Source organism: Clostridium sp. (assembly GCF_050717535.1).
GTDB lineage: Bacteria > Bacillota > Clostridia > Clostridiales > Clostridiaceae > Clostridium_AD.
In genome coordinates this window covers 38,967-55,276 of the sequence record NZ_JBOITM010000001.1, presented here as the reverse complement: position 1 = coordinate 55,276, position 16,310 = coordinate 38,967, and the positions used below count along the sequence as shown (strand labels likewise).

The 16,310-nt window shown below is 30.0% G+C and carries 17 protein-coding genes; 12 read left to right on the top strand and 5 right to left on the bottom strand.

Features of this window, described 5'->3' with window-relative positions:
* Positions 1-366 precede the first annotated feature (366 nt).
* On the top strand, positions 367-1,467 hold the full coding sequence (locus tag ACREVU_RS00350; protein WP_431549647.1) for a glycerate kinase: 1,101 nt from the start codon (positions 367-369) through the stop codon (positions 1,465-1,467).
* A 164-nt stretch (positions 1,468-1,631) separates the two neighbouring features.
* Here the strand turns inward: ACREVU_RS00350 and ACREVU_RS00345 are convergent, their stop codons facing one another.
* Positions 1,632-2,210, bottom strand: a complete 579-nt coding sequence (locus ACREVU_RS00345; RefSeq protein WP_431549646.1) for a DNA-3-methyladenine glycosylase I — start codon at positions 2,208-2,210, stop codon at positions 1,632-1,634.
* 365 nt (positions 2,211-2,575) lie between these two features.
* Between ACREVU_RS00345 and ACREVU_RS00340 the strand changes: the two genes are divergently transcribed.
* The 3 genes from ACREVU_RS00340 (at position 2,576) to ACREVU_RS00330 (ending at position 5,677) form a co-directional block, all read left to right on the top strand.
* Positions 2,576-2,971, top strand: coding sequence for a hypothetical protein (locus ACREVU_RS00340; protein WP_431549645.1), 396 nt, complete (start codon positions 2,576-2,578; stop codon positions 2,969-2,971).
* Between the two features lie 197 nt (positions 2,972-3,168).
* The gene (locus ACREVU_RS00335; RefSeq protein ID WP_431549644.1) at positions 3,169-4,614 is read left to right on the top strand and encodes a DEAD/DEAH box helicase; all 1,446 of its coding nucleotides are present in this window, start codon (positions 3,169-3,171) and stop codon (positions 4,612-4,614) included.
* Positions 4,615-5,350: 736 nt separating this feature from the next.
* Positions 5,351-5,677, top strand: coding sequence for a hypothetical protein (locus ACREVU_RS00330; RefSeq protein ID WP_216165996.1), 327 nt, complete (start codon positions 5,351-5,353; stop codon positions 5,675-5,677).
* A 72-nt stretch (positions 5,678-5,749) separates the two neighbouring features.
* Here the strand turns inward: ACREVU_RS00330 and ACREVU_RS00325 are convergent, their stop codons facing one another.
* A complete protein-coding gene (locus ACREVU_RS00325; protein ID WP_431549643.1) occupies positions 5,750-6,448 on the bottom strand; it encodes a cyclic nucleotide-binding domain-containing protein in 699 nt (232 codons plus the stop codon).
* Between the two features lie 191 nt (positions 6,449-6,639).
* Between ACREVU_RS00325 and ACREVU_RS00320 the strand changes: the two genes are divergently transcribed.
* The 5 genes from ACREVU_RS00320 to ACREVU_RS00300 all read left to right on the top strand — a co-directional run bounded on the left by ACREVU_RS00320 (position 6,640) and on the right by ACREVU_RS00300 (position 11,331).
* Positions 6,640-7,065, top strand: a complete 426-nt coding sequence (locus ACREVU_RS00320; RefSeq protein ID WP_431549642.1) for a DMT family transporter — start codon at positions 6,640-6,642, stop codon at positions 7,063-7,065.
* Positions 7,066-7,077: 12 nt separating this feature from the next.
* Positions 7,078-7,521: a DMT family transporter gene (locus tag ACREVU_RS00315; protein ID WP_431549641.1), complete on the top strand. Its 444-nt coding sequence runs from the start codon at positions 7,078-7,080 to the stop codon at positions 7,519-7,521.
* 152 nt (positions 7,522-7,673) lie between these two features.
* Positions 7,674-8,876, top strand: a complete 1,203-nt coding sequence (locus ACREVU_RS00310) for a MerR family transcriptional regulator (protein WP_431549640.1) — start codon at positions 7,674-7,676, stop codon at positions 8,874-8,876.
* Between the two features lie 129 nt (positions 8,877-9,005).
* The gene (locus ACREVU_RS00305) at positions 9,006-10,184 is read left to right on the top strand and encodes a DegT/DnrJ/EryC1/StrS family aminotransferase (RefSeq protein ID WP_431549650.1); all 1,179 of its coding nucleotides are present in this window, start codon (positions 9,006-9,008) and stop codon (positions 10,182-10,184) included.
* Between the two features lie 25 nt (positions 10,185-10,209).
* On the top strand, positions 10,210-11,331 hold the full coding sequence (locus ACREVU_RS00300) for a DegT/DnrJ/EryC1/StrS family aminotransferase (protein ID WP_431549639.1): 1,122 nt from the start codon (positions 10,210-10,212) through the stop codon (positions 11,329-11,331).
* A gap of 261 nt (positions 11,332-11,592) precedes the next feature.
* Here ACREVU_RS00300 and ACREVU_RS00295 read toward each other — a convergent pair whose 3' ends face one another.
* Positions 11,593-11,784 carry a hypothetical protein gene (locus ACREVU_RS00295; protein ID WP_431549638.1) on the bottom strand — a complete coding sequence of 64 codons (192 nt, stop codon included), beginning with the start codon at positions 11,782-11,784 and terminating at the stop codon, positions 11,593-11,595.
* 290 nt (positions 11,785-12,074) lie between these two features.
* Between ACREVU_RS00295 and ACREVU_RS00290 the strand changes: the two genes are divergently transcribed.
* Both ACREVU_RS00290 and ACREVU_RS00285 read left to right on the top strand, forming a co-directional pair.
* Positions 12,075-12,281: a hypothetical protein gene (locus ACREVU_RS00290; RefSeq protein ID WP_431549637.1), complete on the top strand. Its 207-nt coding sequence runs from the start codon at positions 12,075-12,077 to the stop codon at positions 12,279-12,281.
* A gap of 177 nt (positions 12,282-12,458) precedes the next feature.
* Positions 12,459-13,739 (top strand): methionine gamma-lyase family protein, encoded by a 1,281-nt coding sequence (locus ACREVU_RS00285; RefSeq protein WP_431549636.1) that lies wholly within the window; start codon positions 12,459-12,461, stop codon positions 13,737-13,739.
* Between the two features lie 103 nt (positions 13,740-13,842).
* On the opposite strand, the gene lexA is transcribed toward ACREVU_RS00285, so the two are convergent.
* Positions 13,843-14,451 carry a transcriptional repressor LexA gene (gene lexA, locus ACREVU_RS00280; RefSeq protein WP_431549635.1) on the bottom strand — a complete coding sequence of 203 codons (609 nt, stop codon included), beginning with the start codon at positions 14,449-14,451 and terminating at the stop codon, positions 13,843-13,845.
* A gap of 245 nt (positions 14,452-14,696) precedes the next feature.
* On the opposite strand from lexA, the gene ACREVU_RS00275 reads away from it, so the two are divergent.
* On the top strand, positions 14,697-15,209 hold the full coding sequence (locus tag ACREVU_RS00275) for a hypothetical protein (protein WP_431549634.1): 513 nt from the start codon (positions 14,697-14,699) through the stop codon (positions 15,207-15,209).
* A gap of 82 nt (positions 15,210-15,291) precedes the next feature.
* Here the strand turns inward: ACREVU_RS00275 and ACREVU_RS00270 are convergent, their stop codons facing one another.
* Positions 15,292-16,290 (bottom strand): tyrosine recombinase XerC, encoded by a 999-nt coding sequence (locus ACREVU_RS00270; protein WP_431549633.1) that lies wholly within the window; start codon positions 16,288-16,290, stop codon positions 15,292-15,294.
* Positions 16,291-16,310 lie beyond the last annotated feature (20 nt).

Genomic DNA, 16,310 nt, shown 5'->3' with positions numbered 1-16,310 from the left:
TGCAGTCTATCTGTTCCCAAAATATAGTTCATAATTTATCCTTCTCCTTTGGTATAATATAGATTAATTATACCAAAATTGACAGATTATTAATAGTTTTTTATAGGTTTTCGCACAGCCTGCCGGGCATTGTTATTCAAATTGTCCTCATACCTACCATTATTTATGCATTAAAAAAATCTAGGCTTATGACATAATGACAAATAAATAAAGATGACTCTATTTATATAATGTTCTAATTGGTCAATTGCACAAAAATTATGGGCTAATTTTTAAATAATTGCCTAATGTTTATTTTACGCAATCCGTTTACAATGTAGGAAGTAAAAGAAAACTATTTAATTTCATTAGAGAGGATGGGTATATATGAAATTTGTGTTAGCTCCAGATTCCTTTAAAGAGAGTATGACAGCAAAAGAAGTAGCAGATGCTATGGAAAGAGGGATTAAAAAAGTTATTCCTGATGCACAGTGTGTGAAGGTTCCAATGGCTGACGGCGGAGAGGGAACCGTTCAGTCGCTTGTTGATGCAACTGAAGGTTATTTATATCAGGGGATAGTTAAAGGACCTCTTGGGGATGAAGTACAAGCTGTATTTGGAATGCTTGGAGATAAAAAAACAGCAGTAATTGAAATGGCAAGTGCTAGTGGACTACATCTTGTTGCTAGGGAAAAACGAAACCCTCTTTTAGCTACCACATATGGCACAGGGCAACTAATTAAAGCAGCACTTAACAAGGGAGCTAATCATATAATTATAGGAATAGGCGGTAGTGCTACAAATGATGGTGGTGCGGGAATGATACAAGCACTTGGTGGAAAGCTTTTAACAGTGGACAACAAAGAAATTAATTTGGGTGGTGGATATTTAAATCTTCTTCATGACATAGATTTAAGTGGACTAGACAAAAGACTTAAAGACACTAAGATTGAGGTAGCTTGCGATGTAAATAATCCACTAACTGGGGAAAATGGTGCTTCCTATATTTTTGGACCTCAAAAGGGTGCTACAAGTGAAATGGTGAAAATATTAGATGATAATTTAAGACATTATGCAAAAATTATAAAGAAACAGTTAGATATAGATATCGAAAGTATTCCTGGGTCAGGAGCCGCAGGTGGTTTAGGAGCCGGATTTCTTGCCTTTTTTTGCGCAGAACTTAATAGGGGAATAGAATTAGTTACGAAGCATACTAAGCTTAAAGAAAAAATGCAACATGCCGATTATGTGTTTACTGGCGAAGGTAGTATAGATGGACAAACACTTTTTGGGAAAACACCCCTTGGGGTAGCTTTAATAGCTAAGGAACTTAATATACCTGTTATAGCTTTTGCTGGACGTATAGGTGATGGGGTAGAGGATTTATATAAGTATGGAATAAATTCAATAATAGGTATATTGTCAGAAGCTTGTACTATTGATAAGGCGCTTGAAAAAGGTCCGGAAAATATTGAAAGAACTTGCTAAAACATAGCTAGAATTATTTTGCTAAGCAATTCATAGAAATCAATGGATAAATAAGGTACATTCTTATGCTAATCAATAAAAACAAAAATCAGTTCTTAAATAAACTTTAAAGCTTATTTAAGAACTGATTTTTTGTTTTATGAAAAATTAAATGCTTTATATCTTTAATATTCATTCTTAACTGTGAAATCTCCATTGTATCTAAAGCAGCTTTTTATATGGTCATTTATTACACCAGTTGCTTGAAGAAGAGCATAAGTTATGGTTGAGCCTAAGAACTTAAAGCCACGTTTTTTTAAATCCCTACTAACCAAATTCGATAAATCAGAGGTTGCTGGCACATTTTCAATGTTATCCCAATGGTTTATTATGGGTTTATTGTTTACAAATGACCATACGTAAGTGTCAAAGCTACCAAATTCCTCTTGAATTTTAATGAACATCAAAGCATTATTTATGGAGGCTGCTATTTTAAGTTTGTTTCTTATAATCCCTGGATTTTGAATAAGCTCAGCTACTTTTTCATTATCATATTGCGCTACTTTATTATAATCAAAATCATCATAGGCTTTTCTATAGTTTTCTCTTTTTCTAAGTATGGTAATCCAACTGAGTCCTGCCTGAGCAGATTCTAGAACAAGAAATTCAAAATGCTTTCTATCCGTGTGGACAGGTACGCCCCATTCCTCATCATGGTATTTTATATATAGTGGATCAACCCCACACCAATGGCATCTATTCATTTTTATACACCTCTTTCATATGTTAATAAGTTAACTTTAACATATATATCATATATATATTCTATCAATTATAAGCAACACAAGTTGGTTCAACAAATCTAAAGCCAAAAAAAAATTTTCATTGAAAATGGAATATTTATTAACAAATATTCACTACATAGAATATATTATACTATGAATTACATTATCTCATTAATAAAGACTATTTCAGTTATCATTCTGATTTATTAGTACATATATCAAGTATAAAGCTTATGTTGACACTATATGTAAGTGATATATGTATCCATAAAAACCTACAATAACTTATAAATCAGACAATGTATTTTCCCATTGAAAATTTATACAAAAAGGAGTCTTATTAAATGAGTAGAGATGAAAAAGATTATAAACCAAATTGTTCACCAAATGATAATTGTGAATGTAACCTATGTAATATTATTGATGTAGATCCAATAAATTTAGAAAAACACGGTGCTAAATTACTAACTGTAAGAATACAAGTAAATAATGTATGCATTGGTATACCAGTTTGTGTTGCATGCATTATCTATGATAATTGTCATAGAATACTTGCTTTTAAAGGTTTTACTACAATCTTATGTAGAGAGGACGCATGTGGTAATACATGTGGTAGTAATGCATGTGGTACTATTGCACGTAAACTAGTGTTTGTACTTCCAGATAATATAGGTGATCCTGAAGAACTAGATGCTAGATGTGTAGCAAATTATATATATCCATGTGAAACAGTCAATTAGTTGTACATGTAAGGGGATAGTGAAGAAATTCATTATCCCTTATGTATTGAAACAAAGCGAGTATAAATATATTTACCTATTGTTAAAATTTGCAATAGAAATTATGTATATAATCATGGTATAATAATAACTTATGAGTTAAAAATATATTTAAGTTAAACTTAAAAATTATATATGAAACTAGAGAGGAAGTTAAAATGAGTAACATGAAATTTGAAGAATTTAATATTAGTAAAGAAATATTAAAAGCAATTGTTAATTTAGGATACAAAAATCCGTCAGAGGTTCAAGCTGCAGTAATACCTATAGCTCTAAAAGGTAAAGATATCATAGTAAAATCACAAACCGGCAGCGGAAAAACAGCAGCTTTTGCCATTCCACTTTGCGAGAGTGCGGATATAGAAGAAACAGAACCACAAGCGCTAATATTAACACCTACTAGAGAACTAGCTCTTCAATTAAGCCAGGATATAACACAAATAGGAAGGTACAAAAAAATTAGAGCCGTAGCTGTTTTTGGTAAACAACCTATCTCGATGCAAAAGAAGCAGTTGAAACAAAGAGTTCATGTAATAGTAGGAACACCAGGAAGAACTTTAGATCATATTGAAAGAGGGTCTATTAATTTAGCTAAGGTAAAATATTTAATATTAGACGAAGCAGATGAAATGCTTAGTATGGGATTTATAGATCAAGTAGAAGAGGTTATTAAAGCTGTGCCTAAAAACAGAGTTACCATGTTATTTTCAGCTACAATTCCAGAATCTATTGAAGCAATTTGTGCTAAATACATGGTAAGTCCAGTTAAAATAGAGATAAATCCTGAGAAATTAACTGTAGAGAAAATTGATCAAGTTTGCTTTGAAGTAGATGAAGATAAGAAACTCAGTTTGCTTAAAAGAACACTATATGTTGAAAATCCAGATTCTTGTATAGTGTTTTGTAGAACAAAAGAAAATGTTGATGTAATAACTGATCAAATGAAAAATCGTCATTATTCATGTGTTAAGATACATGGAGGTCTGCTTCAAAATGAAAGATTAGATGCTATGGAAAGATTTAAAAAGGGTGAATTTAGATTTTTAGTAGCTACAGATGTTGCTGCTAGAGGAATTGATGTGGAAGATATAACTCATATTATAAATTATGACTTGCCACTGGAAAAAGAAAACTATGTACATAGAATAGGAAGAACGGGACGTGCGGGTAAAAAAGGAAAGGCTATAACTTTTACAACTCATCATGAGAAAAAATTCTTACAAGCTATAGAAGAGTATATTGGTATGGAAATACCTAAAAAATCGATTCCATCAAAGGAAGACTCAGAGCCGTATAGAGAAGCATTTTATGAAAAAAATGATGCTAAACCTATTATTAAAAAGACTAAGGCATCCAATTTCAGTACAGATATAATGAAATTGTACCTTAGTGCAGGTAAAAAGAAAAAAATACGAACTGTAGACATTGTAGGAACTATTTGCAATATAGAAGGTGTCACTGTTGATGATATCGGTATTATAGATATTCAAGATAATTTCTCTCATGTAGATATTATGGGTGGAAAAGGTAAAGTAGTATTAGAAGCCCTTAATAAGGGGACAATAAAAGGAAAACCCATTAGAGTAGAAAAAGCAAACAAATAGTATTTAACTAAGTGTGTTTCTTGAATGTTATAAAATATGAAATGAGGTAGATATTTAATTATCTGCCTCATTTATATATTTGAAGTTAGTTTTAAAAAAGTAACTATTAGAATTTTAATTTGGTTTATATTGAGAATAGAATATTTACATGTTACAATAATATAAGATTTTACTATAAAAATTCAATATAATTTGTAGAATTTTGTATTGTTTTATAATGCAATAGCGAAGAAAAATGTGAAAAACCAGGTTGGATATATGGAAGATACAACTTGGTTTTTATTGTATTGAAAGGTAGAAATAAATTTATAAAAATAATATTAAAAGAGAGACTTAAGCAGATTAGTAATAAATGTAACTAGGCAAACCACATATTGTGGGGAATATTAGACATAATAAGATAGCAGTGCCCCAATTTTTCTTAAGTTGTTCTCATATAGATAGTCTAATATTAAAGTTTGTTTTGATATGTCCATTGTCAAATTGCATATGCTTTTACCTTTAAATAGCAAATATTCAATCATTGTATATTCTACTAATAATTACTTTGAATTATGTTAAAATAAATACAAAGACAAAGATATGTGTGAATTTATAATTCAAATATTCCTTAATATGTGTTAAAATATAAAAGTTGACGGAAAGATTTATAAAGGTGACTTTCTTAAAACAAACAACTGGGTGATATTAATAATATATCAACAAATAATATTATCTGTTAAAAAGGAGAGCTAAAATGAAAACATTTCAGGATTTAGTTAAAGAGACTTTAGAGGTTCAAGATTTAGAGGAATTAGAATCAGCAGCAGATTTATTTCAGTTTGGCATTGAAAAAGGACATTACAATAAACGCCAAGCAGACCAATTTAATGTTACATATTGGAAAATGAAAAATACATACTTAGCTTATGAAGTTGCAAAAGAGATAAAAGGTAACAAATTAGATATAATTAGCATGGTAACTAGCGCTCCAACCGAAATAAAAGATGACAAAAAAGAACTTCTTAATTATATAAATGGGAGAGTTAAGGCACTAAAGGGTAAAATGAACGGAATGAAATAGTATTGATATTTTGGAATAATAAAAAGGGCAGATATTGTTATAAGTAGGCGAGCTTATAACAATACCTGTCCTTTATTCATATAAATCCCCAGCAAGTTTTTCCAATGCATTTTTATTTAGTATGATAATAGAATTTTTTTCTTTTTTTATTATGTTTTCCTGGCATAATTTATTTATTGTTCTAATTAAATGCCTATAGCTTGTTCCAAGTAAATCTGCCATTTCTGTAAACTTGTCTGTTATAATTCCACCATCTAAATTTGAACGCTGACTATTTTCTGGCGCAATAGCAAGTAGATAACTTGATAATCTATTTTCTAATGGATAAAGAATATTTATTGAACTAGCGATGGAGGAACTTATAAATTTTTTGCCTAGGCTTGTACACATATATTTTAAAAAAATCGGGTCATTAATAGCATATTTTCTTAGATTTTTCATAGATATTCCAATGCATAGACAGTCATTTATTGCTTGAATATTTGAATTAGCAGTATCGCAATCAATAAATTCCACATCTCCAATTATATTTAGGGGTTTATATAATCTAAAAAGAAGGGACTTACCATTTTTCAAAATAGTATATACCTTTACCTTACCTTCAACAAAAAAATAAAAATAATTTATGGGTTCATTAGTTTTTACAATATGGCTTCCTTTTTCAAATAAATGTAGCTCCATATATTTTTTCATATTTATTCCAAAAAAACTTTCTATATTATATTTTTTCACATAATTGTCTAATTCATTTTGATTATTTATGCGTTTCATTAAAAATTCCTCCTTGGTGTTTTCTAAGGTACATATAGATTTTCTTGTTTACATAAGTATTATTATAATAGTTTAACTTGGTTTTGTATAATTAATTCAGCGAAAATATGACATGTGTCATATAGATGCCCAGATTTTTATGGTAACCTTTAAAAAAGGCTTATTTCACAATTAAAGAATGGGGGAACTAAATGTATAAGATATCAGCGGTATTTATAGGTATATTAATTGCCATAATGGTAACGTTTAATGGACTTTTAGTAAATTATACTAATCAATATAGAGCAATATTAATAATTCATATAGTAGGACTTATAGTCGTAATTATTATTTTAATATTAAGAAAAGAAAAATTTAAGCTAACAAAGAATATTCCCATTTATTTGTTTAGTGGTGGGTTAATAGGAGTTTTGATGGTTTACTTAAATAATTTATGCTTCAATTCTCTTGGGGCTTCCTTAACACTATCTTTGGGTATTTTTGGACAATTAGTATTAGCCAATTTTATAGATCATTTTGGACTATTTGGTTTAAATGTTTATAAATTTAAAAAGAAAAAAATCGTTGGATTTCTTATAATATTTTCTGGTTTAGTTACAATGATTTATTTTAAATAGGGGAGGAAGAACATGGTATATATAATTTTAGCAGTTTTATGTGGTTGCTTTACTATAATATCTATGATTATTAATTCGCATCTAGCTAAAAAAATAGGAGTGCTTAAGGGCACACTCATAAACTATATTGTAGGGCTCCTAAGTACTATAATACTTATGATTATAGTGAGAAGTTCTCTAAAATTGTCTCCAAGTATTTTTACCAAAATACCTTGGTGGGCTCTTTTAGGTGGGATGATAGGAGTAGTAGTTGTTGCTAGTTCTAATATTGTACTTCCTAAAATTCCTACTATATATACTACTTTGCTTATATTTATAGGTCAACTTTTTACAGGTATACTTATAGATTATTTCAGAATGGGTTTTGTTTCAAAAGGAAAGATTATTGGTGGATTGTTAATTCTTCTAGGACTATTGTATAATTCAAATGTTGAAAAAAAAGAATTGATTTTATAATAAAAAATGACCACAACTAATTAGTAGTTGTAGTCATTTTTTAAAATTTTTAAAAAAACTATTGCATATGACGTTACGTAATGTGTTAATATACTTATAGAGAGTTAAATCTACATGTATTTACGGTCTAAGTTCCATAAGGAGTGATCACATTGAAAAATAATGAATCACATTTTTTCACCATTGGTGAATTTTCAGAAAAAGCAGGTGTTACCTTAAGAACCCTTAGGTATTATGATAAAATAGATTTAATGAAGCCTAGTTCTTACAACGCAGCAGGGCACAGATTGTATAGTAATCAAGACTTTGCAAGGCTTCAACAAATATTAACCTTAAAATTTATTGGCTTTTCTCTCTATGAAATTAAGAAAATAACTGAAAATGATGTTACTGATGAAAATTTTGTTAAATCCTTAGAAATACAAAAGAAAATCATGAAACAACGGGCTGCGCATACTTTCAAGGTAATCAAAGCTATTGATGAAGCCATTGACATGGAGAATAAAGAAAATATAAGTTGGGATAAGTTTACTAACATTATAAATGTAATTAATTCGGACAAAAAGTTACTAGAACAGTATGAAAACGCTTCGAATTTAAGGGCTAGAATAAATATTCATGAGATGTTCAGTGTAAATAAATATGGCTGGATGAGATGGTATTTTGATGAATTAACTCTACCTAAACATAGTAAAATTCTCGAACTAGGATGCGGGGATGCCAATTTGTGGAAAAAGAATATAGATAGAATTCCTGTGGACTTAGATATTACTTTAAGCGATGTCTCTAAAGGAATGCTAAGTGATGCTAAGATAAACTTAGGCAAAAAAGCAGAGAATTTTATGTTTCAAATCATAGATGGGCAAGATATTCCTTATGAGGATTGTAGCTTTGACATAGTAATAGCTAACCATATGCTTTATCATGTAGATGATATTGATAGCGCACTGTCAGAAATATTTAGGGTATTAAAACCTGGTGGATATCTTTACTGCTCCACTGTTGGACAAAATCATATGATTGAAATTAGAGACATTATGTCTAAGTTTAAATCAGAAACAATGGATATCAAAAGTTCTGACATTACTTCTAGGTTTAAACTGGAAAATGGCCAGGAAAAGTTAAAAAAGTGGTTTCATAATATAGAAATGAAAAGATATGAAGATAACTTAATTGTAACAGAAGCAGTACCTATTATTGATTATATGTTTTCCATGCCTGGAAATGTGCGCGAAAGTTTTAATAGTGAGAGACTTAACAGACTTAACAAATATTTAAAAGACAAAATTGCTACTGAAGGTGGAATTTACATAACTAAAGATACGGGATTTTTTAAAGCGCAAAAGAGTTCATAAGTAAAAACATCATAAATGCTATATTTCTTTAGCTTTTGTGGGTTAATTATAATATTTAAGTAAAAAATAAATTATTAACAATTTTAATTTAAAACAAAATTTAATTTGAAAGGTAGGATATATATGAAAATCAAAAACATTCCTTTTTCACCACCTGATATAACAGATGCAGAGAAAAAACTTGTAATGGAGGTTTTAGATTCTGGTTGGATTACAACAGGGCCTAAGACTGCAGAATTTGAAGATAAAATTGCTAAATATTGTGATGTTAATAATGCAGTGGCACTTTCAAGTGCTACTGCTGGATTAGAACTTATATTAAAGGTTTATAATATTTCAGCAGGTGACGAAGTTATTACAACACCGTATACCTATACTGCTACAGCAAGTGTAATAATTCATAGAGGAATTAAACCAACATTTGTAGATGTTAAAGAAGGTAGCTTTTTAATAGATGAGAAAAAAATAGCTATGGCAATTACACCTAAAACAAAAGCAATAATTACTGTGGATATTGGAGGTGTACCTGTAGATTATGATGCTATAAGAGCGGTACTTAAGGAAAAAAATAGAGAAGATATCTTATTTATATCAGATTCAGCTCACTCCTTTGGTGCAATATACAAAGGAAACAAAGTTGGAACACAGGCTGATTTCCATGTATACTCATTTCATGCAGTGAAGAATCTAATAACAGCAGAGGGTGGAGCTGTAGTTTTTAATAATAATAAGTTTAAAGGTAAAGAAGACTTAAAAAAAGAGTTTAAGATTGAATCACTTCATGGACAGTCAAAGGATGCTCTTTCTAAGATGAAAGCAGGAGCTTGGAAATATGATATAGTTACAGACGGATTTAAGTGTAACATGACAGATATTAGTGCAGCTATAGGTCTTGCACAAATTGGAAGATATGAAGGAATGCTTACAAGAAGAAGAGCTATTTTTGATATATATTCTAAAGCTCTTTCTACTAAATCTTGGTCAATTATTCCTTTTACAAAAGATGAAACTAAAGAGACATCATATCATTTGTATACTTTAAGAATAGACGGATTTAAAGAAGTGCAAAGAGATGAATTAATACAAAAGCTTGCAGACATAGGCATCGCTACTAATGTACACTATACACCGCTACCAATGTTTACACTTTATAAAAAACTGGGATTTTCTATAGAAGATTATCCAAACACATATAACCAGTATATAAATGAAATAACCCTTCCAGTATATTCAACACTTAAATTAGAAGATGCCGAGTATGTGGTTCATGAATTAATAAGATGCGTAGAAGAAATAATTGCTAAATAATAAATATTAAATCGGAGGTTATACCATGGAAGTTAAATTTTTTACGCCAACAAGAGAATACCAGGAGAAAAAATCAGAATTTGATAATGCCGTTTTAGGACTTATGGAAAGAGGAGTATCAATGCTTGGTAAAGAGGTAACTGACTTTGAAGAAGCAGTTAAAGAATTTACAGGAGCTAAATATGCAATTGGTGTTGCATCAGGAACAGATGGCTTAGTAATGGCTTCTGACATATTGGGTTTTAAAGAAGGCACTGAAGTAATAACTTCACCTTTTACATTCCTAGCATCTTCATCTTGCATTGCAAAGAATGGAGCAAAGCCAGTATTCGTTGATATTGATGAAGAAACATTTAGTATAGATGCTACCAAAATAGAAGAAAAAATAACAAAAGATACTGTAGGAATTATTCCAATCCACTTATTTTCACAAATGGGTGATATGGATAAAATTATGGATATAGCTGGTAGACATAATTTAACGGTTTTAGAAGACTCTGCGGAATCTTTCGGTATGAGATGGAAAGGTAATGGAACCAGCTACAAACATGCAGGCACTATAGGAGATTTTGGAGTGTTCTCATTCTTCCCTACAAAGACTCTAGGAGCATATGGCGATGCAGGTATGATAGTAACTAATGATGACAACTTGGCAAATCTTGCTAAGATGTACAGAGTTCATGGTGCATCTAAAAAGTATCATTATGATTTTTTAGGATATAATTCAAGACTTGATGCAATGCAAGCTGTTATATTACAAGTAAAAATAAAATATATAAATGATGCAATTCAAAATAGAGATCGTATTGCAAAATTATATAAAGATAGATTACAAGATTGTGAGTTTATTAAAATACCTGAAATTAAAGGAAATCAAAAACCAGTTTATTATGTATTTAACATATTAGCTGACAGAAGAGATGAACTTTCAGAATACTTAAAAGCAAATGAAATAGGAACAAGTATTTATTATCCAATCCCTCTTCATCTTCAAAAATGCTTTGAATACTTAGGATACAAAAAAGGTGATTTCCCAGTAGCTGAAAGAATAGCTGAGAATATTATGGCACTTCCTATATATCCAGAAATAACTGAAGAAGAAGTAGAATTTGTTTGTGATACTATTAAGAAATTCTATACAAAATAATGTAATCCCCTGCGTGACTTGCAAACAAACTCTAAACAAGAAATTTAATTAAAAAATTGTTTTTTCTTTTCTTATTGCAAGTCGTTCCGGGTGATATCCTATATTCTTAACCTATTAATTGTTGTGAGCCATGGGTTACTTATTGGACTTTTGTTACATACACAAAGAACATTCCGTAATTAGTTTAATTATGTAATGTTCTTTTGTTTTTAAGGATATATAATTAAAAATATTTAAATAATTAGAACTGCAATTTGATAACTATGTTGATATTGGAGCTTGATGAAATAGTAATTTTAAATTGTGAGTGTACATTTTTATATAGGCTCTCACCTTATAAATTTCTACTGCTGTGAGTAATGTTGGTGGACCCAGGGTAGATAAGATATTTATTACTTCTGTTCCTTGCTGCGCAGCATCTTTAGCATAGGCATAATTTTGATTTAGTAACATACTGCTTATTATAAAACCTATTATAGCTGGATATGTGTTGTGTTTAATATCCTTTAACTTTGCTTCAAAGATAATATTGTTTATACTATCTACTAGGGCAATTCTTGGGTGACTTAAATCTATTGCTTTAAATATTATAAATACCCCCTAAAAATTATATATATGTTAATTATAGTATATGAGATTTAGGGGGGGTGAGTGATATATAGCTATTAAAATAGTTTTACAAGAGTATTCCTAAATTGTATAATAGATTTAGAGATAATTTAGAAGTTGAGAAGGAGATAATTATGGATAATGAAATTAAAGAAATGTTAATAGAAATGAAAAATGACATTAAAAGTATTAATGTACGAGTTAAAAATATTGAGACAAATCAAGTGAATGTGTCAAATGCTGAACATAAGAATTGGCATATGTTAGCAGAAAAGTTAGGACAATATGATTCTATATTACACAAGATATATGGAAAAAAGGATTCTGAAAAAGAAAAATAATACTAAAGAACCTATTTTAGTTTCTATACAAAACTATTCTACATCGGTATTTTATATGTTATTATTACTAAGGTAGTTTAAATAACTAGAGAGTAATATTACATTTTATTTAAGTTACCTTAAGTATAATTATAAATACATATATAATAAATTAATGACAAAAGGGGACCTAGATTCATGATAGATATAACAAAAGAATACCTTCAAAAGAAGTATAAAATAAGCTCGAAAACCTTAGAACTCTATGATATAGCAATACAAGATGTTCAAAAGCAGTTTGAAATTCTTGATGAAATAAGAGAATTTAATCAACTTAAGGTTTTGACTGCATTACAAGATGAAAGAATTAGCGAATCTCATTTTACAAATTCATCTGGTTATGGCTACGGCGATATTGGACGTGATTCATTGGATAAAGTGTATGCAAGAATATTCAATTGTGAAAGTGCACTAGTTAGGCCACATTTTGTAAATGGAACACATGCCATTGGAGCCGCCTTATTTGGCAATTTAAGACCCAATGATACTATGATGTCTGTATGTGGAACTCCGTACGATACACTGCTTAATATAATAGGTATAAACGTTACTGAAGATATAGGCTCTTTAAAAGATTATGGTGTAAAATATAAGCAATTAGAATTAAATCAAGCATCTAAAGTTGATATTGACTTAATGAAAAAGAATCTTCTAGAAGATAAGTCTATAAAGTTAATTCATATTCAAAGATCTACTGGATATGGCTGGAGAAACGCATTATTAATTAGTGAAATAGAAGAAATTATAAAAGCTGCAAAAGCTATAAATCCAGAAGTAATTTGCTTTGTAGATAATTGTTATGGTGAATTTATTGATCTTCAGGAACCTACAGATGTAGGAGCGGACTTAGTTGCCGGTTCATTAATAAAAAATATTGGTGGTGGCATTGCACCTACAGGTGGATATATTGCAGGTAAAGAGAAATATGTAGTGCAAGCATCTTATAGATTAACAACTCCTGGTATAGGAGGGGAGTGTGGTTCTACTTTTGGAGTTATGCGTTCTTTATTTCAAGGACTATTCTTAGCGCCACATGTAGCTATGGAAGCATTGAAAGGCGCTATTTTTTGTGCGAGAATTATGGAACTTGCAGGATTTGAAGTTCTTCCTAAGTATACTGATAAAAGAAGTGATATAATTCAAGCTATTAAGTTTAATAATAAGGAAAAGGTGATCAATTTCTGTAGGGGCATACAAGAGGGTTCTCCCATTGATTCTTTTGCTCAATGTGAACCTTGGGATATGCCAGGCTATGCGGATCAGGTTATAATGGCGGCAGGTGCATTCATTCAGGGGTCATCTATTGAGTTATCTGCAGATGCGCCAATTAGAGAACCTTATATAGCATATTTGCAGGGTGGATTAACCTTTGACCATGCTAAAATCGGAATATTAATAGCACTTTCAAGAGTTATCTAAAATAGAAAGTTGTAGATTAAAATAATGAAGTAAAAACAAAAACCTGCAAATGACTTAATCATTGCAGGTTTTTATTATATAACAAACATTTAGATGTAACACTTTAATACTTTCTGTAAATACCAACAAGTATACCTAAAATTGAACAGTCCTCAACTATGATAGGGGACATAGTTGAATTTTCAGGTTGAAGTCTTATATATCCTTCTTCCTTAAAAAATCTTTTTATAGTTGCTTCATTATCAATAAGAGCTACAACTATGTCGCCATTTATAGCTGTATTAATTTTCTCTATTATAGCTAAATCACCATCTAATATTCCTGCTTCAATCATACTGCTACCAGATACTCTCAGCATAAATAATTCATTATTGGTTTTAGTAAAATTTAATGGTATAGTAAATGTGTCTTCAATATTTTCAACTGCTAAAATTGGTATTCCAGCTGTAATTTTTCCTATAATAGGGATATCTATTAATTCTTTTCTCATAACATTATCCTTTAACAGTTCAATAGCACGAGGCTTAGTTGGATCTCTACGAATAAATCCTTTTTTTTCTAATCTCTCTAAATGACCATGAACAGTTGAGGTAGATTTCAATCCTACAGCCTCACATATTTCTCTTACTGAAGGTGGATATCCTTTTGATTGAACTTGCTCCTTTATGTAGTTATATATTTCACTTTGTTTATCTTTTTTTTGAGTTAACATGGAAACACCTCTCATTCTCATTCGTATTAAAATTATATCATATAAATTCAAAAACATCAAACTTATGTTCGTATTTTTATAAGAAATGTATAAGCGAATAAATGTAAATAATTGTGTTAAATACAAAATAGTAATTAGATTAAAATTATGCACTAAAAAAAATATCATGATTTGATTATTGAATCCTTATTTGTTATAATAGACTATTATGAAGGTATTTGAAAATAAATGGAGTGTGGTGCTATATGTCTAAAAATTGTATATTTAACGATAGAAAAATTTGTAATGATTGCGGAGAATGTGAAGTCTGCGAATTAGATCCAAATAAAAAATGTAATAATTGTGGGAAATGTCTAGAACTAGAAGGTTACGATGTTAAAGCTATAAATATTGATGAAGTATTTGAGGATGAAGCGATGGAAGGTTTAGATAATAATTTTTATGATAAGAATGAAATTGGTTTATCAGAAATAAAAGAATCAAAAGAAGAAGATAGTGAAAATGAAATTCATGAATTACAAGATTCTAAAGAACTAACAAAAGCTGAGGAATTAGCACAAATTGAAAAATATGATTTACTACTAGAAGAGGAAGAACAATCTAATCTAGATGAGGATGGTTTTATACCTGAAAATGATGAAGTTTGGGAATACATCGACGACATAGAAGGGGTAGCAGAACTTCTTGAAAATGAAGAAGATAACTCAGAATTACTTCATGAGGAGTTTCCTGGACTTATGAGGGTAAAAAACATGTAAATAAGTAAATAGTTTTTACTCAAAAAAAGTATATATTACGTATAATGCATTGCAATATGCGTAATATATACTTTTTTCTTTTTTATTCATCAGAAAGGGGGTTTGACTTAACTGCATTTCTTAATTTATCATTATCTACGTGAGTGTATATCTGTGTAGTTGATATATTTTCATGACCCAAAATTTCTTGCAGACTCCTAATATCAACGTTGCCATACTTATACATAAGAGTAGCTGAAGTATGCCTTAATTTATGTGGAGTATACTTTGCTTTATTAAGGCCTGCATTGCCTATATGCTTTTTTACAATCCTTTCTACAGTTCTTTTATTGATTCTTCCAAATTTGCCACTGATAAAGAGGGCATCCTTATCTTCAACATGAATTTTTTCATTGTCTGTATTTCTAATAGGTAAATACTCATAAATTGCCCTAAGTGAAGCTTTGTTCAAATATATGGTTCGTTCTTTATTTCCTTTTCCAATAATCGATAGGGTATCACTTTTAATAGATGATATATTTATACTGCAAAGCTCCGAAAGTCTCATACCACAATTCAAAAATAGTGTAATAATACTATGATCTCTGACAGAATGCTTATCTCTAGATGTTGTAGCCTCTAGTAGGGACTTGCTTTCAGCTAAGGTTAAGAAAACGGGGCTTCGCTTGCCTAGTTTTGGCGACTCTAAATCTATTGTTGGGTCTATGCTTAGTACTTTGGCTTTAGTGGTTAAATACTTAAAAAGGGACTTTGTAGATGCTATTTTTCTAGCTTTAGCATAGTTTCCATTAGCCCTTGATTTTCCAAGATAAGAGACAAAGGCATACAAATCCTGTAATGTGAGAGTTTTTAATGTATCTAGGGTTAGATCATTAATGCTAATTTCCTCAATGTGCAAGGCTTTTTCTGATGAGACTAAACCTTTATACATTTTTAGAAACTTTAATAGCAATGATAAATCAGCTGTGTATGCAACAATAGTAGCGGGAGAACAACCTTTAATAGTAGATAAATAATTAAAATAATCATTTAAAAACTGTGGGAGTTCGTTGTTATAAATATTATTTATATCAGATTTCATACGTACCTCCAAAAAACATA

Bases quoted from the DNA above. Each gene is read 5' to 3' on its own strand.
- ACREVU_RS00315 (WP_431549641.1), top strand. From the start codon at position 7,078: ATGGTATATATAATTTTAGCAGTTTTATGTGGTTGCTTTACTATAATA.
- ACREVU_RS00285 (WP_431549636.1), top strand. From the start codon at position 12,459: ATGATAGATATAACAAAAGAATACCTTCAAAAGAAGTATAAAATAAGC.
- ACREVU_RS00290 (WP_431549637.1), top strand. From the start codon at position 12,075: ATGGATAATGAAATTAAAGAAATGTTAATAGAAATGAAAAATGACATT.
- ACREVU_RS00275 (WP_431549634.1), top strand. From the start codon at position 14,697: ATGTCTAAAAATTGTATATTTAACGATAGAAAAATTTGTAATGATTGC.
- ACREVU_RS00335 (WP_431549644.1), top strand. From the start codon at position 3,169: ATGAGTAACATGAAATTTGAAGAATTTAATATTAGTAAAGAAATATTA.
- ACREVU_RS00330 (WP_216165996.1), top strand. From the start codon at position 5,351: ATGAAAACATTTCAGGATTTAGTTAAAGAGACTTTAGAGGTTCAAGAT.
- ACREVU_RS00295 (WP_431549638.1), bottom strand. From the start codon at position 11,784: ATGTTACTAAATCAAAATTATGCCTATGCTAAAGATGCTGCGCAGCAA.
- ACREVU_RS00325 (WP_431549643.1), bottom strand. From the start codon at position 6,448: ATGAAACGCATAAATAATCAAAATGAATTAGACAATTATGTGAAAAAA.
- ACREVU_RS00300 (WP_431549639.1), top strand. From the start codon at position 10,210: ATGGAAGTTAAATTTTTTACGCCAACAAGAGAATACCAGGAGAAAAAA.
- ACREVU_RS00350 (WP_431549647.1), top strand. From the start codon at position 367: ATGAAATTTGTGTTAGCTCCAGATTCCTTTAAAGAGAGTATGACAGCA.
- ACREVU_RS00270 (WP_431549633.1), bottom strand. From the start codon at position 16,290: ATGAAATCTGATATAAATAATATTTATAACAACGAACTCCCACAGTTT.
- ACREVU_RS00320 (WP_431549642.1), top strand. From the start codon at position 6,640: ATGTATAAGATATCAGCGGTATTTATAGGTATATTAATTGCCATAATG.
- ACREVU_RS00340 (WP_431549645.1), top strand. From the start codon at position 2,576: ATGAGTAGAGATGAAAAAGATTATAAACCAAATTGTTCACCAAATGAT.
- ACREVU_RS00345 (WP_431549646.1), bottom strand. From the start codon at position 2,210: ATGAATAGATGCCATTGGTGTGGGGTTGATCCACTATATATAAAATAC.
- lexA (WP_431549635.1), bottom strand. From the start codon at position 14,451: ATGTTAACTCAAAAAAAAGATAAACAAAGTGAAATATATAACTACATA.